Origin of the sequence: Pontibacter oryzae (assembly GCF_003576375.1) — a bacterium.
GTDB classification, from domain to species: domain Bacteria; phylum Bacteroidota; class Bacteroidia; order Cytophagales; family Hymenobacteraceae; genus Pontibacter; species Pontibacter oryzae.
In genome coordinates this window covers 605,741-623,589 of record NZ_QWGE01000003.1, presented here as the reverse complement: position 1 = coordinate 623,589, position 17,849 = coordinate 605,741, and the positions used below count along the sequence as shown (strand labels likewise).

General features: G+C 50.7%; 17 protein-coding genes and 1 tRNA gene. 6 read left to right on the top strand and 12 right to left on the bottom strand.

The genetic code is table 11. The features are described from left to right. Window positions 1-107: 107 nt before the first annotated feature. From D1627_RS11480 to D1627_RS11470, 3 genes are all read right to left on the bottom strand, one after another. A complete protein-coding gene (locus D1627_RS11480) occupies window positions 108-1,391 on the bottom strand; it encodes a cystathionine gamma-synthase family protein (protein WP_119432374.1) in 1,284 nt (427 codons plus the stop codon). Between the two features lie 25 nt (window positions 1,392-1,416). Further along, a complete protein-coding gene (gene truA / locus D1627_RS11475; RefSeq protein WP_119432373.1) occupies window positions 1,417-2,169 on the bottom strand; it encodes a tRNA pseudouridine(38-40) synthase TruA in 753 nt (250 codons plus the stop codon). 181 nt (window positions 2,170-2,350) lie between these two features. Beyond that, a complete protein-coding gene (locus tag D1627_RS11470) occupies window positions 2,351-3,550 on the bottom strand; it encodes a thiolase family protein (protein ID WP_119432372.1) in 1,200 nt (399 codons plus the stop codon). 66 nt (window positions 3,551-3,616) lie between these two features. Between D1627_RS11470 and D1627_RS11465 the strand changes: the two genes are divergently transcribed. Continuing rightward, window positions 3,617-4,117 carry a DUF4293 domain-containing protein gene (locus D1627_RS11465; protein WP_119432371.1) on the top strand — a complete coding sequence of 167 codons (501 nt, stop codon included), beginning with the start codon at window positions 3,617-3,619 and terminating at the stop codon, window positions 4,115-4,117. Between the two features lie 263 nt (window positions 4,118-4,380). Here the strand turns inward: D1627_RS11465 and D1627_RS11460 are convergent, their stop codons facing one another. The 3 genes from D1627_RS11460 to D1627_RS11450 all read right to left on the bottom strand — a co-directional run bounded on the left by D1627_RS11460 (window position 4,381) and on the right by D1627_RS11450 (window position 7,473). Then, a complete protein-coding gene (locus D1627_RS11460) occupies window positions 4,381-5,127 on the bottom strand; it encodes a DUF4476 domain-containing protein (RefSeq protein ID WP_119432370.1) in 747 nt (248 codons plus the stop codon). 71 nt (window positions 5,128-5,198) lie between these two features. Beyond that, the gene (locus tag D1627_RS11455) at window positions 5,199-5,879 is read right to left on the bottom strand and encodes an outer membrane beta-barrel protein (protein WP_119432369.1); all 681 of its coding nucleotides are present in this window, start codon (window positions 5,877-5,879) and stop codon (window positions 5,199-5,201) included. A 424-nt stretch (window positions 5,880-6,303) separates the two neighbouring features. Further along, window positions 6,304-7,473: an AIR synthase related protein gene (locus tag D1627_RS11450; RefSeq protein WP_119432368.1), complete on the bottom strand. Its 1,170-nt coding sequence runs from the start codon at window positions 7,471-7,473 to the stop codon at window positions 6,304-6,306. A gap of 161 nt (window positions 7,474-7,634) precedes the next feature. Between D1627_RS11450 and D1627_RS11445 the strand changes: the two genes are divergently transcribed. Further along, on the top strand, window positions 7,635-8,189 hold the full coding sequence (locus tag D1627_RS11445; RefSeq protein ID WP_119432367.1) for a hypothetical protein: 555 nt from the start codon (window positions 7,635-7,637) through the stop codon (window positions 8,187-8,189). Window positions 8,190-8,449: 260 nt separating this feature from the next. On the opposite strand, the gene D1627_RS11440 is transcribed toward D1627_RS11445, so the two are convergent. The 4 genes from D1627_RS11440 to D1627_RS11425 all read right to left on the bottom strand — a co-directional run bounded on the left by D1627_RS11440 (window position 8,450) and on the right by D1627_RS11425 (window position 13,387). Next, window positions 8,450-10,399, bottom strand: coding sequence for an OmpA family protein (locus tag D1627_RS11440; protein WP_119432366.1), 1,950 nt, complete (start codon window positions 10,397-10,399; stop codon window positions 8,450-8,452). A 29-nt stretch (window positions 10,400-10,428) separates the two neighbouring features. Next, window positions 10,429-10,911 carry a hypothetical protein gene (locus tag D1627_RS11435; RefSeq protein ID WP_119432365.1) on the bottom strand — a complete coding sequence of 161 codons (483 nt, stop codon included), beginning with the start codon at window positions 10,909-10,911 and terminating at the stop codon, window positions 10,429-10,431. Between the two features lie 166 nt (window positions 10,912-11,077). Continuing rightward, window positions 11,078-11,896, bottom strand: a complete 819-nt coding sequence (locus D1627_RS11430; protein ID WP_233555605.1) for a (Fe-S)-binding protein — start codon at window positions 11,894-11,896, stop codon at window positions 11,078-11,080. A 117-nt stretch (window positions 11,897-12,013) separates the two neighbouring features. Further along, window positions 12,014-13,387, bottom strand: a complete 1,374-nt coding sequence (locus tag D1627_RS11425) for a (Fe-S)-binding protein (protein ID WP_119432547.1) — start codon at window positions 13,385-13,387, stop codon at window positions 12,014-12,016. A 171-nt stretch (window positions 13,388-13,558) separates the two neighbouring features. Between D1627_RS11425 and D1627_RS11420 the strand changes: the two genes are divergently transcribed. Then, a tRNA-Phe gene (locus D1627_RS11420) sits at window positions 13,559-13,634 on the top strand. Window positions 13,635-13,928: 294 nt separating this feature from the next. Here D1627_RS11420 and D1627_RS11415 read toward each other — a convergent pair. Then, on the bottom strand, window positions 13,929-15,035 hold the full coding sequence (locus tag D1627_RS11415; protein WP_119432364.1) for a J domain-containing protein: 1,107 nt from the start codon (window positions 15,033-15,035) through the stop codon (window positions 13,929-13,931). Between the two features lie 156 nt (window positions 15,036-15,191). Here D1627_RS11415 and D1627_RS11410 point away from each other — a divergent pair, with 156 nt between their 5' ends. From D1627_RS11410 to D1627_RS11400, 3 genes are read left to right on the top strand one after another with little or no spacing between them, the layout of a single operon-like run. Continuing rightward, complete coding sequence (locus D1627_RS11410; protein WP_119432363.1) at window positions 15,192-15,572, top strand: phage holin family protein; 381 nt, start codon at window positions 15,192-15,194, stop codon at window positions 15,570-15,572. Further along, window positions 15,569-16,159, top strand: a complete 591-nt coding sequence (locus D1627_RS11405; RefSeq protein ID WP_119432362.1) for a hypothetical protein — start codon at window positions 15,569-15,571, stop codon at window positions 16,157-16,159. Before D1627_RS11410 ends, D1627_RS11405 begins: the two co-directional genes overlap by 4 nt. Next, on the top strand, window positions 16,149-16,916 hold the full coding sequence (locus D1627_RS11400; protein WP_119432361.1) for a geranylgeranylglyceryl/heptaprenylglyceryl phosphate synthase: 768 nt from the start codon (window positions 16,149-16,151) through the stop codon (window positions 16,914-16,916). Before D1627_RS11405 ends, D1627_RS11400 begins: the two co-directional genes overlap by 11 nt. Here D1627_RS11400 and D1627_RS11395 read toward each other — a convergent pair. Further along, window positions 16,899-17,825: an AraC family transcriptional regulator gene (locus tag D1627_RS11395; protein WP_119432360.1), complete on the bottom strand. Its 927-nt coding sequence runs from the start codon at window positions 17,823-17,825 to the stop codon at window positions 16,899-16,901. The two genes, D1627_RS11400 and D1627_RS11395, sit on opposite strands and share 18 nt — an antisense overlap. Between the last annotated feature and the right edge of the window lie 24 nt (window positions 17,826-17,849).

Genomic DNA, 17,849 nt, shown 5'->3' with positions numbered 1-17,849 from the left:
AAAACTTGCGGCAGCAATGCATTATGTACAAAAAAAGGCCGGCACCATAACGTATGGCACCGGCCTCTGTAAATTCGTAACTCAGCACTCAAGGCTCAGAACTCTTTTTATACTTTAGTCAGCGCCTGTTCTATGTCAGAGATGATATCGTCGGGGTGCTCAATACCTACTGAGATGCGCACCATCCCTTCGCCGATGCCCATTTTGGCGCGGTCGGCCAGGCAAATATCGGAGTGCGTCATGGAGGCAGGGTGCTCAGCCAGCGATTCTGTTCCGCCTAGGCTTACTGCCAGCTTTATCAGCTTCAGGCTGTTCAGGAAACGGAACGCTTCTGCCTCGCCGCCTTTCAGGTCGAAGGCAATCATGGAGCCGGCAGCGCTGCACTGCTTTTCGTAGATCGCCTGCTGGTGCGGGTTGTGCGCCAGGTCGCCGAGGTAGTAGATTTTCTCCACTTTGGGATGCTCCTTTAGGTATGCGGCTACCGTTTCGGCACCACGGCTTTGCGCTTCCATGCGTATTTTCAGCGTTTCTAGGCTTCGCATCAGCATCCAGCCGGTCCAGGGGCTAGCCATAGAGCCTGTAAAGGTGCGCATGCCTTTCACGGCCTTCATCAGATCGGCGGAGCCGGCGCAGGCCCCGGCTATCAGGTCGGAGTGGCCGCCGATGTACTTGGTGGCAGAGTATAGAACCAAGTCGGCTCCATGCTTGAGTGGGTGCGAGAAAACCGGGCCTAAGAAGGTATTGTCTACAGCAACCACTACTTTCTTATCCGGGGTAGAGTGCTTTTTGGCCAGCGCGGCGCAAGCCTCAATATCCACTAAATGGTTGGTTGGGTTGGCAGGCGTTTCCACGTATACCATGGCCAGCTTATCGGCTACGCCAGAGGCATCCAGCAGCTGCGAAACCTCCTCGGCTGTGGCGCTTGCCTGAAAACCTATACTTTGGATGCCGAATTTAGGTAGGATGTTTTTGATGTAGTAGTCCGAGCCGCCATAAATGGGCTCGCTGTGCAGGATCACGTCGCCGGGCTTAAGCAGGGCCAAAAGTGTGGTGCTGATGGCGGCCATGCCGCTGGCAAAGACCGCTGCATCCTCGGCACCGTCCCAGAAGCGAAGGCGGTTCTCGAGTATCTCCAGGTCGGGGTTGTTCAGGCGGCTGTAGATCAAGCCTAGTTGCTCTTCGGCATTTTTCTCGCGCAGGCCATAGGCTAGCTCAAAAAAGGCTTTGCCCTCTTCGGCATTCTTAAAAACAAAGGTGGAGGTTTGATAAATTGGAGCTTTAACGGCCATCTCAGACCATTCCGGGTTATACCCATAGCTCATCATTAAGCTTTCGGGCCGCAGGTGTTTACCATTGATGTGCGGCCCCTGATGATCTTCTTCCAGTTGCATGTAGGTTAGTTTTGGGTTAGGTTGATTAGTTTTTCTGTATAAAAAGCTCGGGGGGATACTCTACTTTTGCCAGAAACAAGCCCTCTGCCGGAGCCGCCCCGCTGGCTTTGCTCCTGTCCTGGCTGGCAATGATCTGCTCAAAGGCCTCTACGCTTAGCTTACCGCGGCCAACGTCGACCAGCGCGCCTACTATCAGGCGCACCATGCCTCTTAAAAAGCGGTTGGCCCGTATCGTGAACTTCAGATCCTCGCCCTCCTGTTGCCAAACGGCCTCATACATGTCGCAGCGGTAATGCTTTGTATCGCCCTTTACTTTGCTGAAGGTAGTAAAATCCTCATACTTTAGCAGTATGGCCGCGGCCTCGTTCATTTTTTCAACGTCCAGGGGCCGGCTGTGGTGCCAAGCATGGTAGCGGCTAAACGGGTTTTTGCGGCGCGTAATGTAGTAATGGTAGGTGCGGGCAAAGGCATGGAAACGTGCATGGGCATCTTCCTGCACCAAGTATAATTGTATCGCAGACACATCGTCGGGCAGGATGCGGTTGAGGCGGTAAATTACTTGCTCCGGGTCTAGGTGCTGCGCGCTGTCGAAGTGTACGAACTGCTGGCTGGCGTGCACGCCAGTGTCGGTGCGGCCGCTGCCGGTGCTGCTAATTGGCTCCCGCAGAATCTTCGTCAGGCTATCGTCCAACACTTCCTGCACCGAAATTGCATTGGGCTGCACCTGCCACCCATGAAACCGGGTTCCGTCGTAAGCTATTTCTAAAAAATACCGCATAAAGCAAAGGTATGATTTTGACGCAAAAGTAGAAGGGCAAAAGACTCACGACAGTTTCAACTAAAAAGCGCCTGCTTAGAACATGAGCAGGCGCTTTTTAGTCGAAACTTATACTTGCTTTAGGCACGCATACCTCCTCCAAAACGTTTCGGGAAGGGTGCGCACGCTGCCAGGCTTTAACTTATACTTTCTCGTAGATAACGGCGGCGCCCTGGCCCACACCCACACACATGGTTGCCAGGCCATACTTCACGTTATCGCGGCGTTTCATCTCGTGCAGCAGCGTAGCCGAAATACGCGTGCCGCTGGCCCCTAGCGGGTGACCGATGGCAATAGAGCCGCCGTTTACGTTCACGATGTCCGGGTTAACACCCAACTGCTGGATGCACGGAATGGCCTGGGCCGCGAATGCCTCGTTTATCTCGGCCAGTCCGATGTCGTTTATACTTAGGCCGGCACGCTTCAAGGCTTTCTGTGTGGCTGGTATCGGGCCGATGCCCATGTGCGCAGGGTCTACGCCGGCTATAGCGGTAGCCACCACACGCGCCATCGGCGTCAGGTTGTAGCGCTTCAGGGTTTCCTCGCTCACGATAATGGATACCGCTGCGCCGTCGTTTATGCCGGATGCATTGCCAGCCGTTACCGTGCCTCCCTTCTTAAAAGCCGGGCTCAGGCTTGCCAGCTTCTCCACCGACGACAGCCTTGGGTGCTCATCCGTATCAAACACTATATCCTCGCCTTTGCGCTGCGGAATATGCACCGGCACGATCTCATCACTGAACTTACCTGCCTCTGCAGCAGCCTTATACTTCACCTGCGACTGATGTGCGAACTCATCCTGAGTTTCACGTGAAATGCCGTATCGCTCAGCCACATTCTCTGCCGTTTCGCCCATGCCAAACGGGTAATGCAGCTTAGATAGTGCAGGGTTGGTGAAGCGCCAGCCAATGGTGGTATCATAGATCTCGGCGGTGCGGCCAAAGGCTGTTTCTGATTTTGCCATCACAAACGGGGCGCGCGTCATACTTTCCACGCCACCGGCTAAGTATACTTCGCCGTCGCCGCAGCTAATTGCCCGCGAGGCATCCATGATAGCCTGCAAACCCGATGCGCACAGCCGGTTTACGGTTACGCCGCCTATCTCCTGCGGCAGACCTGCCAGCAGCAGCGCCATACGCGCTACGTTGCGGTTATCCTCACCAGCCTGATTGGCAGCGCCCATCACCACGTCCTCAATCATAGCAGGGTCCAGGTTGGAGTTGCGGGCCACGATTTCCTTCATCACCAAAGCGGCCATGTCGTCGGGGCGAACAGTGCTCAGGGTGCCGCCAAACTTGCCAACCGGTGTTCTAAGTATATCAACTATATAAGCAGTGTGCATCTTAATTTTAGTTTTACAGGTCTTTGTCTAATTTTGCATCTCTTTGCAAGTTAAATTAACCACTGTATGATACAAAGAATTCAAACCGTATTTCTGGCCCTGCTGGCCATTGCCATGATTGTGATGCTGTTTTTGCCATTATGGTCTAAAACTGATGCCACTACTGGCGAAACCGTGGTGCTGAGCGCCTGGAACATTAAATCATACTTCCTGAATGAGCAGGGCGAGCCTGATACGGCAGGCACCATTCCGCAGCGCGGGGCTATTGCCATTGGCATGCTGGCTATTGCCGCCGCCGTGGTAGCCGTGTATGAGATTTTCCAGTTCAAGAGCCGCCTGAACCAAATGAAGCTGGGCCTGCTGAACACGCTGGTGCTTGCCGCTCTGCTGGGCGTTTCGTTTTACTATGCCGCTTACGTGGGCGCTGAGCTGGTGCAAGCCCCTGAGAACGGTGCTTATGAGGCAGGCTTCTTCATGCCTGTGCTCGGCTTGCTGTTAAACGCCTTGGCCAACCGCTTCATCAAACGCGACGAAGACCTGGTAAGATCCGTAGACAGACTGAGATAGTTAGAAAGTTTAGGAGTTAAAGAGTTTAGGAGGTAGAGAGTTTTAGCTCTTTACAACCATGAAAAAAGCCGCTTCCGGACAGAGGGTCTGGAGGCGGCTTTCTCTTTTTATACTATTGCTATCGTTATGGCTTGCCTTAATCTAACTCATACAGCAGCCACAAAATATTTCAGTCAGGCATTCTCCAAGGCAGCCCCTCCAACTTTCTAACATTTTAACCTTCTAACTCCCAACCTCTTTAACTCCCAACCTCCCAACCTCCCCTACCTTCTCCTAGTGTATTCTTCCAGCTCGCGCACACTGCTGTCGAAGCGGAAGAGGTCGTAGATGTAGTAGAAGTGCTCGCGGTCGCAGAGGTATTCGTAGGCGAACTTGCCGAACTCCACGCGGGTGCTTTCATAGTCGAAGTCGCGCAGGATGCGTTTCAGGTCTTCGGCCATGATGCTGCTGCCACGCACGGCATCGCGGGCTATACTTAGCTTGGTGCTCTCAAAGTCACGGCTGTGGATGGTTTCCAGCAGGCGGTCCAGTTCGCGGCCGGTTAACAGGTTGCGGCAGCTTCCGTAGTAGTCATCGTCCCGGCGGGGCGGCACAGGCTCGTAACGGTCGCCATAGCGGTCGTCATGTGGACGGCGGTCGGGGTAGCGCGGGAGTGGCGGATGCACAACCACCGGGGCCAGCGGCACCTCACTGATTAGTTGCAGGTATGCTTTCCCGCTACGGCCCAGCGTACGGACGCCATAGTTAGCCTCTACCCTATCCGGCACAAATACCTTCTGGCCCATTTTGTACACGCCATGCCGGCTGCGCACACGGAGCTCTATATAGTGCTTGCCGGGCCGTACGTGGTCCAGGCGCACATAGTTAGTGGCGGTGCGGTTTACCAGGCGGCCATCTACCTCCACCTGGAAGTACTCGCCGCGCTCGGCAGTGAACGTAAGTATAGAAGACTGTGCAAGTACCGGCAAAGCCAGCAGCACAAACAGAAACGGAAGTAGAAGCTTTCTCATGGCAAGTATAGGTTTTTGCTTATACTTGCCTGAAGCCAATTATTATGCCAGTTTGTCTATCAGGAGTTGATTTACTTCTCCTGCTTAAGGTTGAAGTTATAGTTGAGGCCCATAGCCAGGGACTTGGCAACCCGGTCAAGTAAAGTCGCATCCTGGTTCCAGTCGTAATAGTATGAGTTTTCCCCGGTCAGGCTCCTTTTAAAGAAGAGATACTCCGTATAGCCTGTGAACCTCTTGCTTATTTTATAGTTAAAGCCGAGGGCAGCAGTGGCAAAAACATCCGTGCCTGCATCTTTTGTATCAGATACAATAACCCCATTTTCAGTTTCTTTTGACTTGGTAGTTCCGTAGGCGGGCATGGCAGTTACGGAACCATATACAGGAAACCGCTTCAATACATTGAAGAAAGTAAATTGTCCTGACACAGCAAGTGCTAACGCTTGCGTACGCGAACTGGCAGTAGTGCCGCCTGCCCCTTCTATCTCTTGTTTATCGCCCCCATAGCCAAGACTAACCTGCAACTTTGCCCTCTCAGTCCATTTATAGCCAACAGTTAGAAACATGGGAGTAAAGTACCCTGATCTTACTGTACCTGTGCCTTTCTTTTCCTTATAGTAAATGTGGTACTCAACGTTTGTTGCACCAACCCCTATATAGAGATTACCCTCGCGGGGGCTAACCTCTTCAGGCTGCTGCGCCATTGCACTTGATGTTAAAGCAACTAAAAATGAAAAGATGAATAGCAATTTCATACTACACCATATTGAGAATCAGAAAGTCATAGCTTCATTTGGACCACCTGCACCTTTTAGGTATTATATGAGAGGAGTCTTACTTCTTATATTGAAGCATTTCTTAACGCATATCTCCCACGGTTACAAGAGTGCTTATTTAAAATCTGCTTTGTTGCAACCCAGAAAACTAAGCCAAAAGCAAAAGCAAACAGGCCGCTCCAAATTCTGTATTAAAATCTGTATATAGAAGGCGACTTTTGCCCCTGCTGCAACAATACAACTCATCAGTTTTGCTGCTTTATAAAAAAGAAAATCATGTTTAGTATAAGCTCAGCAGCCTTCTGCCCAACTCTTTGCAAGCCTTTTGTAACATCTGCCCTAAAAAATAGCCGCAGGCACTTAGGCACCTGCGGCTATTTTAAAGTATAGGTTTATACTTGTTTTAACCTTCGTAGTAAAACTCGCCTTTGCTGCTCTTTATGGTTAGCTCATTGGTTTTGCTCTTCTCCACGCGGCCAATAATGCGGGCCTCCACCCCGAAGCTCTCCGAAATGTCGATCAGGCTCTGGGCGTGCTCCTGGGGCAGGTAAATCTCCAGGCGGTGGCCCATGTTAAACACCTTGTACATCTCTTTCCAGTCGGTTTGGCTCTGCTCCTGAATTATGCGGAACAGCGGCGGCACCGGGAACAGGTTATCTTTGATGATGTGCACCTTGTCGGTAAAGTGCAGCACCTTGGTTTGCGCTCCGCCGCTGCAGTGCACCATGCCATGTATGTTCGGGCGGTGCTGTTTAAGTATCTCCATCACGATCGGCGCATAGGTGCGTGTAGGCGACAGCACCAGCTTGCCAATTTCCATGCCTGTTTCCTTGTCGATATCGGTTAGGCGCTTGTTGCCGGAGTATACCAGGTCGGCTGGCAGTTCGTGGTCGTAGCTTTCGGGGTAAGAGGCGGCCAGGTATTTATGGAACACGTCGTGGCGTGCCGAGGTCAGGCCGTTGCTGCCCATGCCGCCGTTATACTCCGTTTCATACTTTGCCTGCCCGTAAGAGGCAAAACCCACGATCACGTCGCCGGGCTGAATGTTGTCGTTAGAGATCACCTCGTCGCGGCGCATGCGGGCCGTTACGGTGCTATCCACAATTATGGTGCGCACCAGGTCGCCTACGTCGGCGGTTTCGCCACCGGTGCTGTAAATGCCCACGCCGTTATCGCGCAGCATCTGCAATACTTCTTCGGTACCGTTTATGATGGCGGCGATCACCTCGCCCGGAATCAGGTTTTTGTTGCGGCCAATGGTAGAGGAAAGCAGAATATTATCGGTGGCACCCACGCACAGCAGGTCGTCGGTGTTCATGACCACGGCATCTTGGGCAATACCTTTCCACACGCTCAGGTCACCGGTTTCTTTCCAGTACATGTAAGCCAGCGAGGATTTGGTGCCGGCCCCGTCGGCGTGCATAATGGCGCAGTAATTCTCGTCCCCGGTCAGGATATCAGGGATGATCTTGCAGAAAGCTTTCGGGAATAGTCCTTTATCGATGTTCTTGATGGCGTTGTGCACATCTTCCTTAGAAGCGGATACACCGCGGCGCAAATATCTATTTTCCATAGTTCCGGATTATTTGCCTACAAATTTAACAAAGGGAATGGCATTAGCGACAGCCGAAGCCTTTAATTATACTTTTATTCCTGCATGGCAACCACGACGCAACGCCTGGGCTGCAATTTGGGTCAGCTAGTATAGAAGTATCACCTTAAAACTATATAGCTATGAAAAACAAACTTCTTCTCCCCTTGTTGGGAGCCTTGCCCCTGTTTGTGCAGCCGGCACTTGCCCAGGAAGAGGCCCCGACGTCTACGCTCCAAGCCATGGCGCCCTATAAGTTCTCGCTTGGCATACGCACTTCTGTGGGCGGCCCTGCAGGCATACAGCCAGAGCTACACTTGAAGTACTTTGTTAGACCCGAAACGGCGCTTGAGCTACAGGCCGGCTCCATTGGTTACAAGGGTTCGTACCAGGCTTCGCTGCATTACCTCTGGCAGCCGCAGTTGCTTAGCTCCAGCCGATTAAGGCCATTTGCAGGTATTGGTATTAGCGCCGTGAGCACAAAAGGCGACATGTTTCATGAAAAGGAAAAAATGGAGATTGGCGCCGCTGCCATCGCCACTTTTGGCATAGAGTATACTTTACGGAAGATGCCGCTGGCTATTTCTTTGGACTACCGGCACGCCGTACTTGGCATTAGGACCCAAACCTTTCAGTATACCGGCTACTCCCGCCTGAACACGTTGGGCTTGGGCCTGAAGTATACTTTCGGGAAGTGATTTTCAGGTAACACCTGCAGCAGTACCAGCCCGAACTGGTGCTGCTGCAATCAAGTATAAATCGTTGCTGCGTGGCCGGGACGCGAATTTGCCCTACAAATTTGATCTGTACTTGACAGCCTTGTGGCCTCACAGTCTGAACAAAACAAAAAGCATGTAGGGCTAAGGTATAAAACCGGCTAGAAAACATACTTACACTAAACAGCAGAGCCGCACAAGTATAAACTTATGCGGCTCTGCTATGTTGCGCTACACTGATGTTACTCTTGTATACGCACTACCTTAAATTCGGTACGGCGGTTGCGCTGATGCTCTTCCTCTGTTTTGGCGTTTTTCACTACCAGGCGGCTCTCGCCATAGCCTTTCGCGGTGATGCGGTTGCGGTCTATGCCTTGCGAGATAATATACTCTACGGCAGACTCGGCGCGGCGCTGCGACAGGTCTTGGTTATAGGCATCGTTGCCGCGGGCATCTGTGTGCGAACTAAGCTCGATGGAGATACCCGGATTGTCTTTTAAGATCTGCACCAATTTATCCAGTTCCAGGGCGGCGTCAGGGCGAATATTTGCCTTATCAAAGTCATAGAAGATATTCTCTAGTATAATGGCTTTCTCTTTTACGATCTCATTGAGTACAAGCACGGTTGTGAGGCGCACCTCGGTTACCTCATCTTCCAGATCCTCCTGAGCCGGCATTTTGCCTACTGTGGTAATGCGCTGGCGTGCCGTAAAGAAACCGGGCTTCTCGGCGATTACGTAATAAGTAGATGCAGAATCCAGGGCGAAGGTAAACTGGCCGCTACCATCGGTGCTGGTAGGGCGCAGCTGCTTACCGGCTTCGTCCTGTAGCGTGACAGTATGGTTTGGTACAGCTGCTCTCTGCCGGGCGCCATCACGCAGTTGGTACAGTGTGCCATCCACAAAGAAGTTAACCTGCTTACGCGCGCTCTTCTCGAAGCGATACAGGTCGTCGCCGCCTTTGCCGCCTTCGCGGTTAGAGGAGAAAAAGCCGTACTGCCCATTCACGAAGTATATTCCGAAGTCATCGCCAGGCGAGTTTACGGGCTGGCCCATGTTTACCGGCTTGCCGTTCTCTACCCTGAACAGGTCGAGATTGCCAAGGCCTGGCAAACCATCCGAGGCGATGTAGAGTGTGCCATCCGGGCCAACAGAAACAAAGCTTTCGTTGCCCGGTGTGTTTATACCTGGGCCAAGGTTCTCGGGCTTAGAAAAGCGGCCGTTATCATCCAGCGTGGATTTGTATACATCTGTGCCGCCCAGGCCTCCCCTACGGTTTGATGTGAAGTATAAAGTCTTGCCATCCGGTGAGAAAGCTGGGGAAGAGTCCCAGGCTTCGCGGTCGTTTATACTTAGCAGCTTTGGCTCAGACCAGCCGTTGGCTCGGCGCAGCGAGATAAACAGGTCTACGTTGCGGCGGCCTTTCTTAGTGCCCTCGTTGCTACGGGCAAATACCATAGTAGCGCCGTTGTTGGTAAAAGTTGGCAGGGCATCGTGCATCTCTTCCATACTAATACCTTCATACTTATGCACGGCGCCACCCATTTCAGCTATAGAGTCGGTCAGGGTTGTAGAGAAAATATCCAGGAAGCCTTCGCCGTTGCCCAGGTATTCTTTGCCGGGGCTGCGGGTAGAAGAGAAAATCAGTTCGTTGTCCAGTACGTAAGGCGCAAACTCAGAGGCATCGGTGTTCAGGGCCTCCAGGTTACTGATTTCATAGCGCTGGTGCATACCCAGGATACCATCTAATTGCTGCAGGTTCTCCAGCTCACGGCTTGCCATACTTTTAAGCTGCGGGCTGGTGCCTACGCGCATGTAATCCTTCATCCAGCGGAGTGCTTCCTCGTATTTGCCGTTAGCCTTCAGGGACATGGCGTAGTAATAGTAAGTGTCCTCTTTGCGGAAGTTGGCATCCAGGGCTGCTTTGTAGAACGGCTCTGCCTGTGCTAGGCGGTTAGAGCGGCGGTAAGACTCGGCAATCTTGTAGTTTACCTCGCCGGGGTTATTGGTGCTTGCCAGCGCCTGCTGGTAGTAGGCAATGGCGCGCTCATACTCCTCCTGCCCAAAACGTTTATCGCCCTTGCTTAAATACTGCCCTGCGCCGCAGCCGGTAAGTATAAGTATCAGCAATAAAAGTATGCCAGTCTGTTTTAGTTGGTTGGCCAGGGGCCTGTTGTGTAGCAGTAAGCGCATGAACAAGTATAGGTTAGGTTTGAGCCTGATTAGAAATAACGAGAGAGCCAGCTGTTTCCGGCAGGGCGGGGCCAGGCCTGTTGCAACTCTCCATAACTAGTTACTAGCGTATCAAAATATAGCGTATTCTTATCAATTTCGCCAGCCGCCACGTGGTTCTTCAGCTCCTGCATGCCTATCAGCTTCACTTCCTCGTTTTGAAGGAAAGCCAGCTGCGTGCGGTCGAAGAACGATACGTTGTAGCGCTGCTCCAGCTCGCGCACAAAGCTAACCGACTTATCAATGGAGCAGCCGCTGGCAGCGGTTGCCTCCTCATTGTTGGCCAGCACCAAAAAGCGGTCATGTAGCAGCTCGGCAGAGGCTTGCAGGCCTTTGCCATGGCTACTCCACTCAGTAGCAAAACGCTCCAAAAGCGGCTTTATTTCAGACTGTTCTGCCGCAGTCAGCGGGCGACTTGCCTGGTAAATCCAAAGGCGGGCCTGTGGCGGCAATTCGCTAAACGGAATATACATAGGAATTGTTAATTGTTACTTGTTGATTGTTTTTATAAGAGAACTGTTGATGAGGTAAACTCTGAAAGGCTAGCCCATTTCTCATACTTTATAAAGTAAAACAGGTAGCCCGGACTTAACCCTGGAGTAAAACAACCATCAACTATTAACAATCAACAACTAAATATTACTTCGAAAGCCCTTCGGCCTGGGCGATGAGCTCGGCAATGTCAAAAACTTGTACGCTTTCTTCCTGCTCCTTGTTCTTCACGCCGTCATTCATCATTACCATACAGAATGGGCAGGCTGTGGCTATTACGCCGTTGCCGTTGCCAAGTATGGCCAGCGCCTCTTCGGTTCTTTCTATGTTAACGTCTTTTTTACCCGGCTCAGGCTCCTTAAACATCTGGGCACCGCCGGCACCGCAGCACAGGCCATTGGCACGGCTGCGCTTCATCTCCACCAGGTCGGCATCCAAGGCAGCCAGCACATCGCGCGGCGCCTCATAAATATCGTTGGCGCGGCCTAGGTAGCAGGAGTCGTGATAAGTGATGCGCTTGCCTTTAAAGGCCTCGCCACCCTTCACGTGCACCTTGCCTTCGTTTATGAGCTGCTGCAGATAGGTAGAGTGGTGGATAACTTCATAGTTACCGCCCAGGTCCGGGTATTCGTTTTTGATAGTGTTGAAGCAATGCGGACAAGCCGTCACAATCTTCTTCACATTATAGGCATTCAGCACTTCGATGTTGGTAAGCGCCTGCATCTGGAACAGGAATTCGTTACCGGCGCGCTTGGCCGGATCGCCGGTGCAGCTCTCCTCAGTGCCCAGCACGGCATACTTTACGCCTACATGCTCCAATATCTGCACAAAGGCGCGTGTTACTCTTTTATAGCGGTCGTCGAAAGCGCCGGCGCAACCAACCCAAAACAAGATCTCCGGTTCTTCGCCATTTGCTGCCATGGTAGCCATGGTAGGCACTTTTACTAATCTTTTATTCTCTTCCATCTGGTTATTTGTGAGCCCCTAGATTTTAGATGCTAGACTTTAGACAAAACCACATGCTATGTTTCTCTACGTCCAGCCTAATCTAAAATCTAACGTCTAAAATCTATCGTCTAATTTTTAATTCTTCGAAGGTACATACAGTTCGTCGGCCCAGTTAAAGCGGTCGGCTGGCGAGAAGGCCCACGGGGCGCCATTGTTCTCGATGTTGGTGAACATGGCGTTTAGAGAGGCCGGAGCCGCAGACTCTTCCAATACCAGGAAGCGGCGCAGGTCCATGATTGTGGACAGCTGATCGATGTTTACCGGGCAGGCCTCTACGCAGGCGTTGCAGCTGGTGCAGGCCCAAAGCTCTTCCGGCGTAATATATCCGCGCAGCAGTGTTTTCTCATCGGTGGTTTCTACACGCTCCACGCCCATTTCCTTGTAGTGATTCGGCTTATAGATTGCCGGGTGCTCGCCTTTCTCCTCCATCCTGTCTCGAGTATCCATCACGATCTTGCGCGGCGAAAGCAACTTGCCCGTCATGTTGGCGGGGCACACATCAGTGCAACGCCCACACTCGGTACAAGTATAAGAATCCATCAGTTGCTTCCAGGTAAGATCCTCTACATCTTTGGCACCAAAGCGCTGGATGATCGGGTTGCCTTTGGCATCTACTTCCGGTGCTGGCGGCTGGTAGCTTGGGTCCAGCATGGCTTTTATCTCATGCGTAATAGCCGCATTCGTTGTGAATTTACCCTTCGGCAATAGCTTAGAGTAATACACGTTCGGGAAGGCCATGATAATGTGGAAGTGCTTGGAGCTTGGCAGGTAATTCATGAAGGCGAGTATGCCCAGAATGTGGAACCACCAGCCCACGCGGCCAATTACATGCAGTGTATCCGGGTCGTTGCCTAATATGTTCACAAACATAGAGCTAACCGGAAAGGCTCCGGCAATATGCGTCCCCCTTAGCTCTGCCAGCTTCAGGTCTGATATGTTGAAGGCAAACAGTGCCAGCATCAGCACAATCTCGGTGATCAGGATAAGGTTGGCATCCAGCTTTGGCCAGGCGCGCATTTCCACGCCCTCAGCCAGGCGCGGCACCTTAGTTACGTTTCTTCGCCACAGGAACATGGCGCAGGCCACAATCACCAGCGCTGCCAGAATTTCATTAACTGCCATCAGTCCGCTATACAGCACTCCGGCAAAGCCAAGTATGCGGTGCGTGCCGAATATGCCGTCAATCAGGATTTCCAGTACCTCGATGTTGATCACCAGGAAGCCGACATATACAAACAGGTGCAGCACGGCTGGCAGCATGCGTTTAAACATTTTCTGCTGCCCAAAAGCCACCAGCAAGGTTTTATTGATGCGCTCTGCAGGGTTATCAGCCAGTTCCACGTCGCGGCCCATGAGCACGTTTTTGCGGATCTTGCGGATCTGCCACACAAAAAGGCCAATGCCCACAGCAGCCACAAGTAGAAAGATGATGTTTTCCAGTCCTATTATCACGGCAAATTATTCGTTATACATACTAATTAGTAGATAAAGATAGCAGAATAATGAGAAAGATGTATGCCGGCGTATTTTTTTAAAATATTTTTCACCCGAATGTTTGCAACTTAAAAGTTAGTTGCTACTTTTGCATACCCTTTCGAAACAAGGGGCACAACAAGAGCTGGTGATGTAGCTCAGTTGGTAGAGCAAAGGACTGAAAATCCTTGTGTCGTTGGTTCGATTCCAATCATCACCACCAGCTTAAACCCTCACTCTAACCGGTGAGGGTTTTTTGTTTATAGGCCTTCTTGCTTTTTTATCCCATCTATCAGGCACTTCTATACTTTAAATTCAGGCCAACGGTTCGGTACCTGCTCCTCAGTTTAATATCCTGTTGATTTATACTTTATAGTAAAACCGAGGAATCGCCCATTTGTCTATCCAAGGATAAATTTTTTAAAGCATTCTGCACTGATTATTGCACTCCGGCACACGTGGCGCCTCACCAATAAAACCAGAAATGTTATAAAGTATAAATAAGATGATGGGGTTGCTAACGGCAATTATTGCGCAGCTCCAAAAGGGCAGCAGTATAACCAAGCTGATATGCCTCCTGAAAATGTGTGCATGCTGAGTCTGCTTGCTGCATATCCAGCTCGGCGCGGCCCAGCAAGTATAGCAGCCTCCCTCCTTCGCCTTCAGGGCTGATAGCCAGCCCAGCCCGGTAATCCTGCGCTGCCTCCTCTAGCCGCCCAAGTTTATAGCGCCCAAAACCCCTGAAAGTCAGTGCTTCTATCTGCTCCGCATTTGTGTTCTGATGCCTTAGGAAAGCGTTAAAGTCTGCAATGGCTGCGTCATACTGCTGCAAGTAAAACAAACGGACCTCGCCACGCTTTAGATGAGCCTGCGAAAGGCTTTTGTTCAGCCGAAGCGCCTGTGTCAGATCCAGTTCTGCCTGTTGGTAGTTTGCCAGTTGCTGGTAGCTGCGCCCGCGCATGTAGTATATCTTTGCAGATGGCTGTTCTTGCAACGCAATAGCCTTGTTCAGGTCGCGTAACGCAGAGTTATAGTTCTCATACACATCCAACTCAATCATGGCACGTGCCTCGTAGGCCGCGGCCTTAGTAGGCATAAACTCGATCGCATCTGTTAGAAGGCGATGTGCGCTACTATATTTACCATCTGCTATATATGTAAGCGCTGTTTTATACTTATCTTCGCCTGTAATGCGGTCCATTACGGTTTTTAGCAGCAGGCTGAAAACTAGGATACCACTGATAAATGCTGCAGTGATATACCAATCTCTGCGTGAAAAACGCTTTGTATCAGGCTGGCGCTTTTTGTAATACCTTTCTGATACTCCGGCGGGTTGGCGTGTGCGGTAATGCCGCTCTTCATATCGGCGTGGCTGGTGCTGCATAACGGCACGCTGCTGCTGCTCGCGCTGGTACTGCAGGCGCAAATCATACAAAGCCCTTTTGCTTGGGTTAGACAGGGTTTGGTAAGCAGCATTCACCTGCTTAAACAGCTCTTCGGCAAGCAAGTTGCCCGGGTTTTTATCAGGGTGATACTTAACCGCGAGCCGCTTGTATGCCGCCTTCACTTCTTGGGTCGGGGCCGACGGGCTTACGCCTAATACGTTATAGTAATTTTTATTCAAGCAGGTATCAATCTCAACAAAGATCAGTCTTAAATTTAACTAAATCCGGACAATAAACCTTAAATTCCGTACTACAGTTCGAATCAGTTATACTTTGCGTAAATTTTTAAATCTACCCTCGTATACAGAAAATGTACTAAAAACGAGAATAAACCTATGGCTATACAAGATAACGGAACTCGCGAACGCAGCCCGCATTTAATGGAGAACCTGATGGGTTACATCGATACCCGCATAGACATCATACGGCTGGAAATACAGGAAAAGCTGAAAGCCTCCTTTGTTGGTACACTCCACGCTATTTTGCTAGGCTTCGCCGCTTTTATGGTGGTTATTTTTGTAAGCATTTTTTTAGGCCTGTTGCTTAACCACTTACTCGATAGCACTTTTTGGGGCTTCGGGATTGTAGCACTTTTCTATATTATACTACTAGTGGTGCTAGTGGTTGGCTTGGATAAAAAGGTATTCCAAGGTGTAGCCGATAAAGCATTTGACAATACAATTTATAAGTCCGACAAAAGAGAAAAACATATATGAGCGAATTAAACAATCCTCTGTTCGATAACGAGCGCGACTTCCTAGAGCGGCAAAAAGAAGAGTATAAAAGAGCCCTGATGGGCGATGTAGACCAGATTAAGTCGCAGGGACAAGAAATTGGCAAAAAGGTAGCCGTGGCAGGTGGCGTGCTGCTAGCTGGCTGGCTGGTAAAGCGCCTGTTTTCAGGTGGTAAAAAAAAAGTAAAGAAACCCAGCAACAAGAGAAAAAATAAAGGAGCAGGTGTTGCCGTGCAGCAAACCCATGCTTCTACGCCGCTCATAGACTATGATTCTTATGTGCATCAGCAGGAAGATGACTACACCCTGTCCTCGGAGCGTATGCACCATGCAGAGGCAACCACTGAGCCAAAAAAAAAGTCTAAGGGATTTCTTAAATCCGAGGTTGGAAAGGCCATACAGCAACAGGCATTAGCCCTGCTAGTAGTTTACGCGACCAAAAAGCTGGAAGAATACTTAAGCAGTGTCTCCGAAAATAACGATATTGCAGCAAAGCCTGCAGCGCCTATCGTAGAGGTTACCCAGGTTGAGACAACTGAGTATATCGTTCCACAGAAGGATGCCATTTAATTACGATTCCCAAAAAGCACAACCATATCAAGCAGGCAGGAAACACTTCGCCGTGTTGCTCGACCCCGACAACCTGACGGAGGCATCCTGCCTGAATATTATCGCTCTGAGCGAGACGCACCCTATCGATTTCTTCTTTGTGGGTGGCAGCCTGATTACCTCGCAAAACCAGGCAAGCCTTATCCGCCTCCTGAAAGCACACACTAATACGCCTATTATACTTTTCCCGAGCAACAGCCAGCATATAGACAGCCAGGCTGATGGCATTTTGCTCCTCTCGCTCATCTCTGGCCGCAACCCGGACTTCCTAATTGGGCAGCACGTTGTGGCAGCCCCTAAGCTAAAAGCTAGCGGCCTGCAAGTATACCCTACCGGCTATATGCTTATTGATACAGGCCGCCAAACCACCGCCTCTTACATGAGCGGAACTACGCCCATCCCGTTTGATAAGCCCGCTATTGCAGCGTGCACGGCTATGGCAGGCGAGCTACTGGGCCTAAAGTATATTTATATGGATGGAGGCAGCGGCGCCATGCAGCCCATTTCGGCAAGTATGATTGGAGAAGTGCGCAAAGCTGTGGACTTGCCTCTTGTTGTAGGTGGTGGCATTAACTCTATTGCCAAAGCTACAGCGGCCCTCAATGCAGGAGCCGACGTAATTGTGGTAGGTAACCACATAGAAAAAAACCCCGGCTTTTTGGCCGAGGTCTCTTCTCTTGTTGCTTCGTATAACGTAGCCTTAGATGTTCGTCGCTGATTCGCGGCGGCGCATCTTACCGGCTGGTATACCAAACATCATTTTAAAGCGGCGGCAAAAATAAGCTGTGTCTTTGTAACCAACTTCTTTACCGATCTCGCGGATACTCTTCTTTGTAGTGCGAAGCAGGAATACGGCACGCTCCATACGCTGGTACTCAATATAATCCTGCGGGTTAATACCAGTCAGCATTTTGAAGTACTGCCCTACATAATCCTCGGACACGTTGGCCACGTTAGAAAGCACTTTGTTAGATAAATCGCCGCCCAGGTTCTCCTTAATGTAGTTGAACAAGTCGATGAGGCGAGGATCTTTAAAGTATGTGCTATTTGTTGCCAGCTGCTCCACAAACATTCTGTTCTTGAGGATGTGGCGAACAATCTCTACCACCACCTGCTCTGTGTACAGGTTTGTAAGGCGCTCTTTGCCTGGCAGCTCCTGCATGCTCTCTTCCACCACCTTAATTACCAGATTGGCAAGTTTGGTGTTATTAGAGATCAGGAACGCTGGCAGATCCAGTGAAGCGAAGAAGTTAACCGAATCGAACACCTTCGCCTCGAAGCTTACATACGTATGGCTCTCTTCGGCATCTCCGATCAGGTCCAGATCGTTATTGCTTTTGAAAAACTTCTCTCTGTTTGTGATCAAGTCATCGTTTGTGATGGACTTACCTTCACCCGATGGCCCAAAGGTAACTTTTGTGCTTCGGCCACCCGGGATGAATAGAAGTTCCCCTTCTTCTACCATCTGCTCCTCGTCACCGAAAAAGATACTGCCTTTATGAAGCAGGATCAGGTTGTTACCTACATCGTAGTAGTTGCGCACCGTAAACGGCTGTTGCAACACCAGATTTTTAGCCTTAATGAACCGCACCCCAAGCGATTCAATAATCTTATTGTAATCTTCCATGTGTGTTACCAACTAACTTTTATA

Bases quoted from the DNA above. Each gene is read 5' to 3' on its own strand.
- D1627_RS11480 (WP_119432374.1), bottom strand. From the start codon at position 1,391: ATGCAACTGGAAGAAGATCATCAGGGGCCGCACATCAATGGTAAACAC.
- truA (WP_119432373.1), bottom strand. From the start codon at position 2,169: ATGCGGTATTTTTTAGAAATAGCTTACGACGGAACCCGGTTTCATGGG.
- D1627_RS11470 (WP_119432372.1), bottom strand. From the start codon at position 3,550: ATGCACACTGCTTATATAGTTGATATACTTAGAACACCGGTTGGCAAG.
- D1627_RS11465 (WP_119432371.1), top strand. From the start codon at position 3,617: ATGATACAAAGAATTCAAACCGTATTTCTGGCCCTGCTGGCCATTGCC.
- D1627_RS11460 (WP_119432370.1), bottom strand. From the start codon at position 5,127: ATGAGAAAGCTTCTACTTCCGTTTCTGTTTGTGCTGCTGGCTTTGCCG.
- D1627_RS11455 (WP_119432369.1), bottom strand. From the start codon at position 5,879: ATGAAATTGCTATTCATCTTTTCATTTTTAGTTGCTTTAACATCAAGT.
- D1627_RS11450 (WP_119432368.1), bottom strand. From the start codon at position 7,473: ATGGAAAATAGATATTTGCGCCGCGGTGTATCCGCTTCTAAGGAAGAT.
- D1627_RS11445 (WP_119432367.1), top strand. From the start codon at position 7,635: ATGAAAAACAAACTTCTTCTCCCCTTGTTGGGAGCCTTGCCCCTGTTT.
- D1627_RS11440 (WP_119432366.1), bottom strand. From the start codon at position 10,399: ATGCGCTTACTGCTACACAACAGGCCCCTGGCCAACCAACTAAAACAG.
- D1627_RS11435 (WP_119432365.1), bottom strand. From the start codon at position 10,911: ATGTATATTCCGTTTAGCGAATTGCCGCCACAGGCCCGCCTTTGGATT.
- D1627_RS11430 (WP_233555605.1), bottom strand. From the start codon at position 11,896: ATGGAAGAGAATAAAAGATTAGTAAAAGTGCCTACCATGGCTACCATG.
- D1627_RS11410 (WP_119432363.1), top strand. From the start codon at position 15,192: ATGGCTATACAAGATAACGGAACTCGCGAACGCAGCCCGCATTTAATG.
- D1627_RS11405 (WP_119432362.1), top strand. From the start codon at position 15,569: ATGAGCGAATTAAACAATCCTCTGTTCGATAACGAGCGCGACTTCCTA.
- D1627_RS11400 (WP_119432361.1), top strand. From the start codon at position 16,149: ATGCCATTTAATTACGATTCCCAAAAAGCACAACCATATCAAGCAGGC.
- D1627_RS11395 (WP_119432360.1), bottom strand. From the start codon at position 17,825: ATGGAAGATTACAATAAGATTATTGAATCGCTTGGGGTGCGGTTCATT.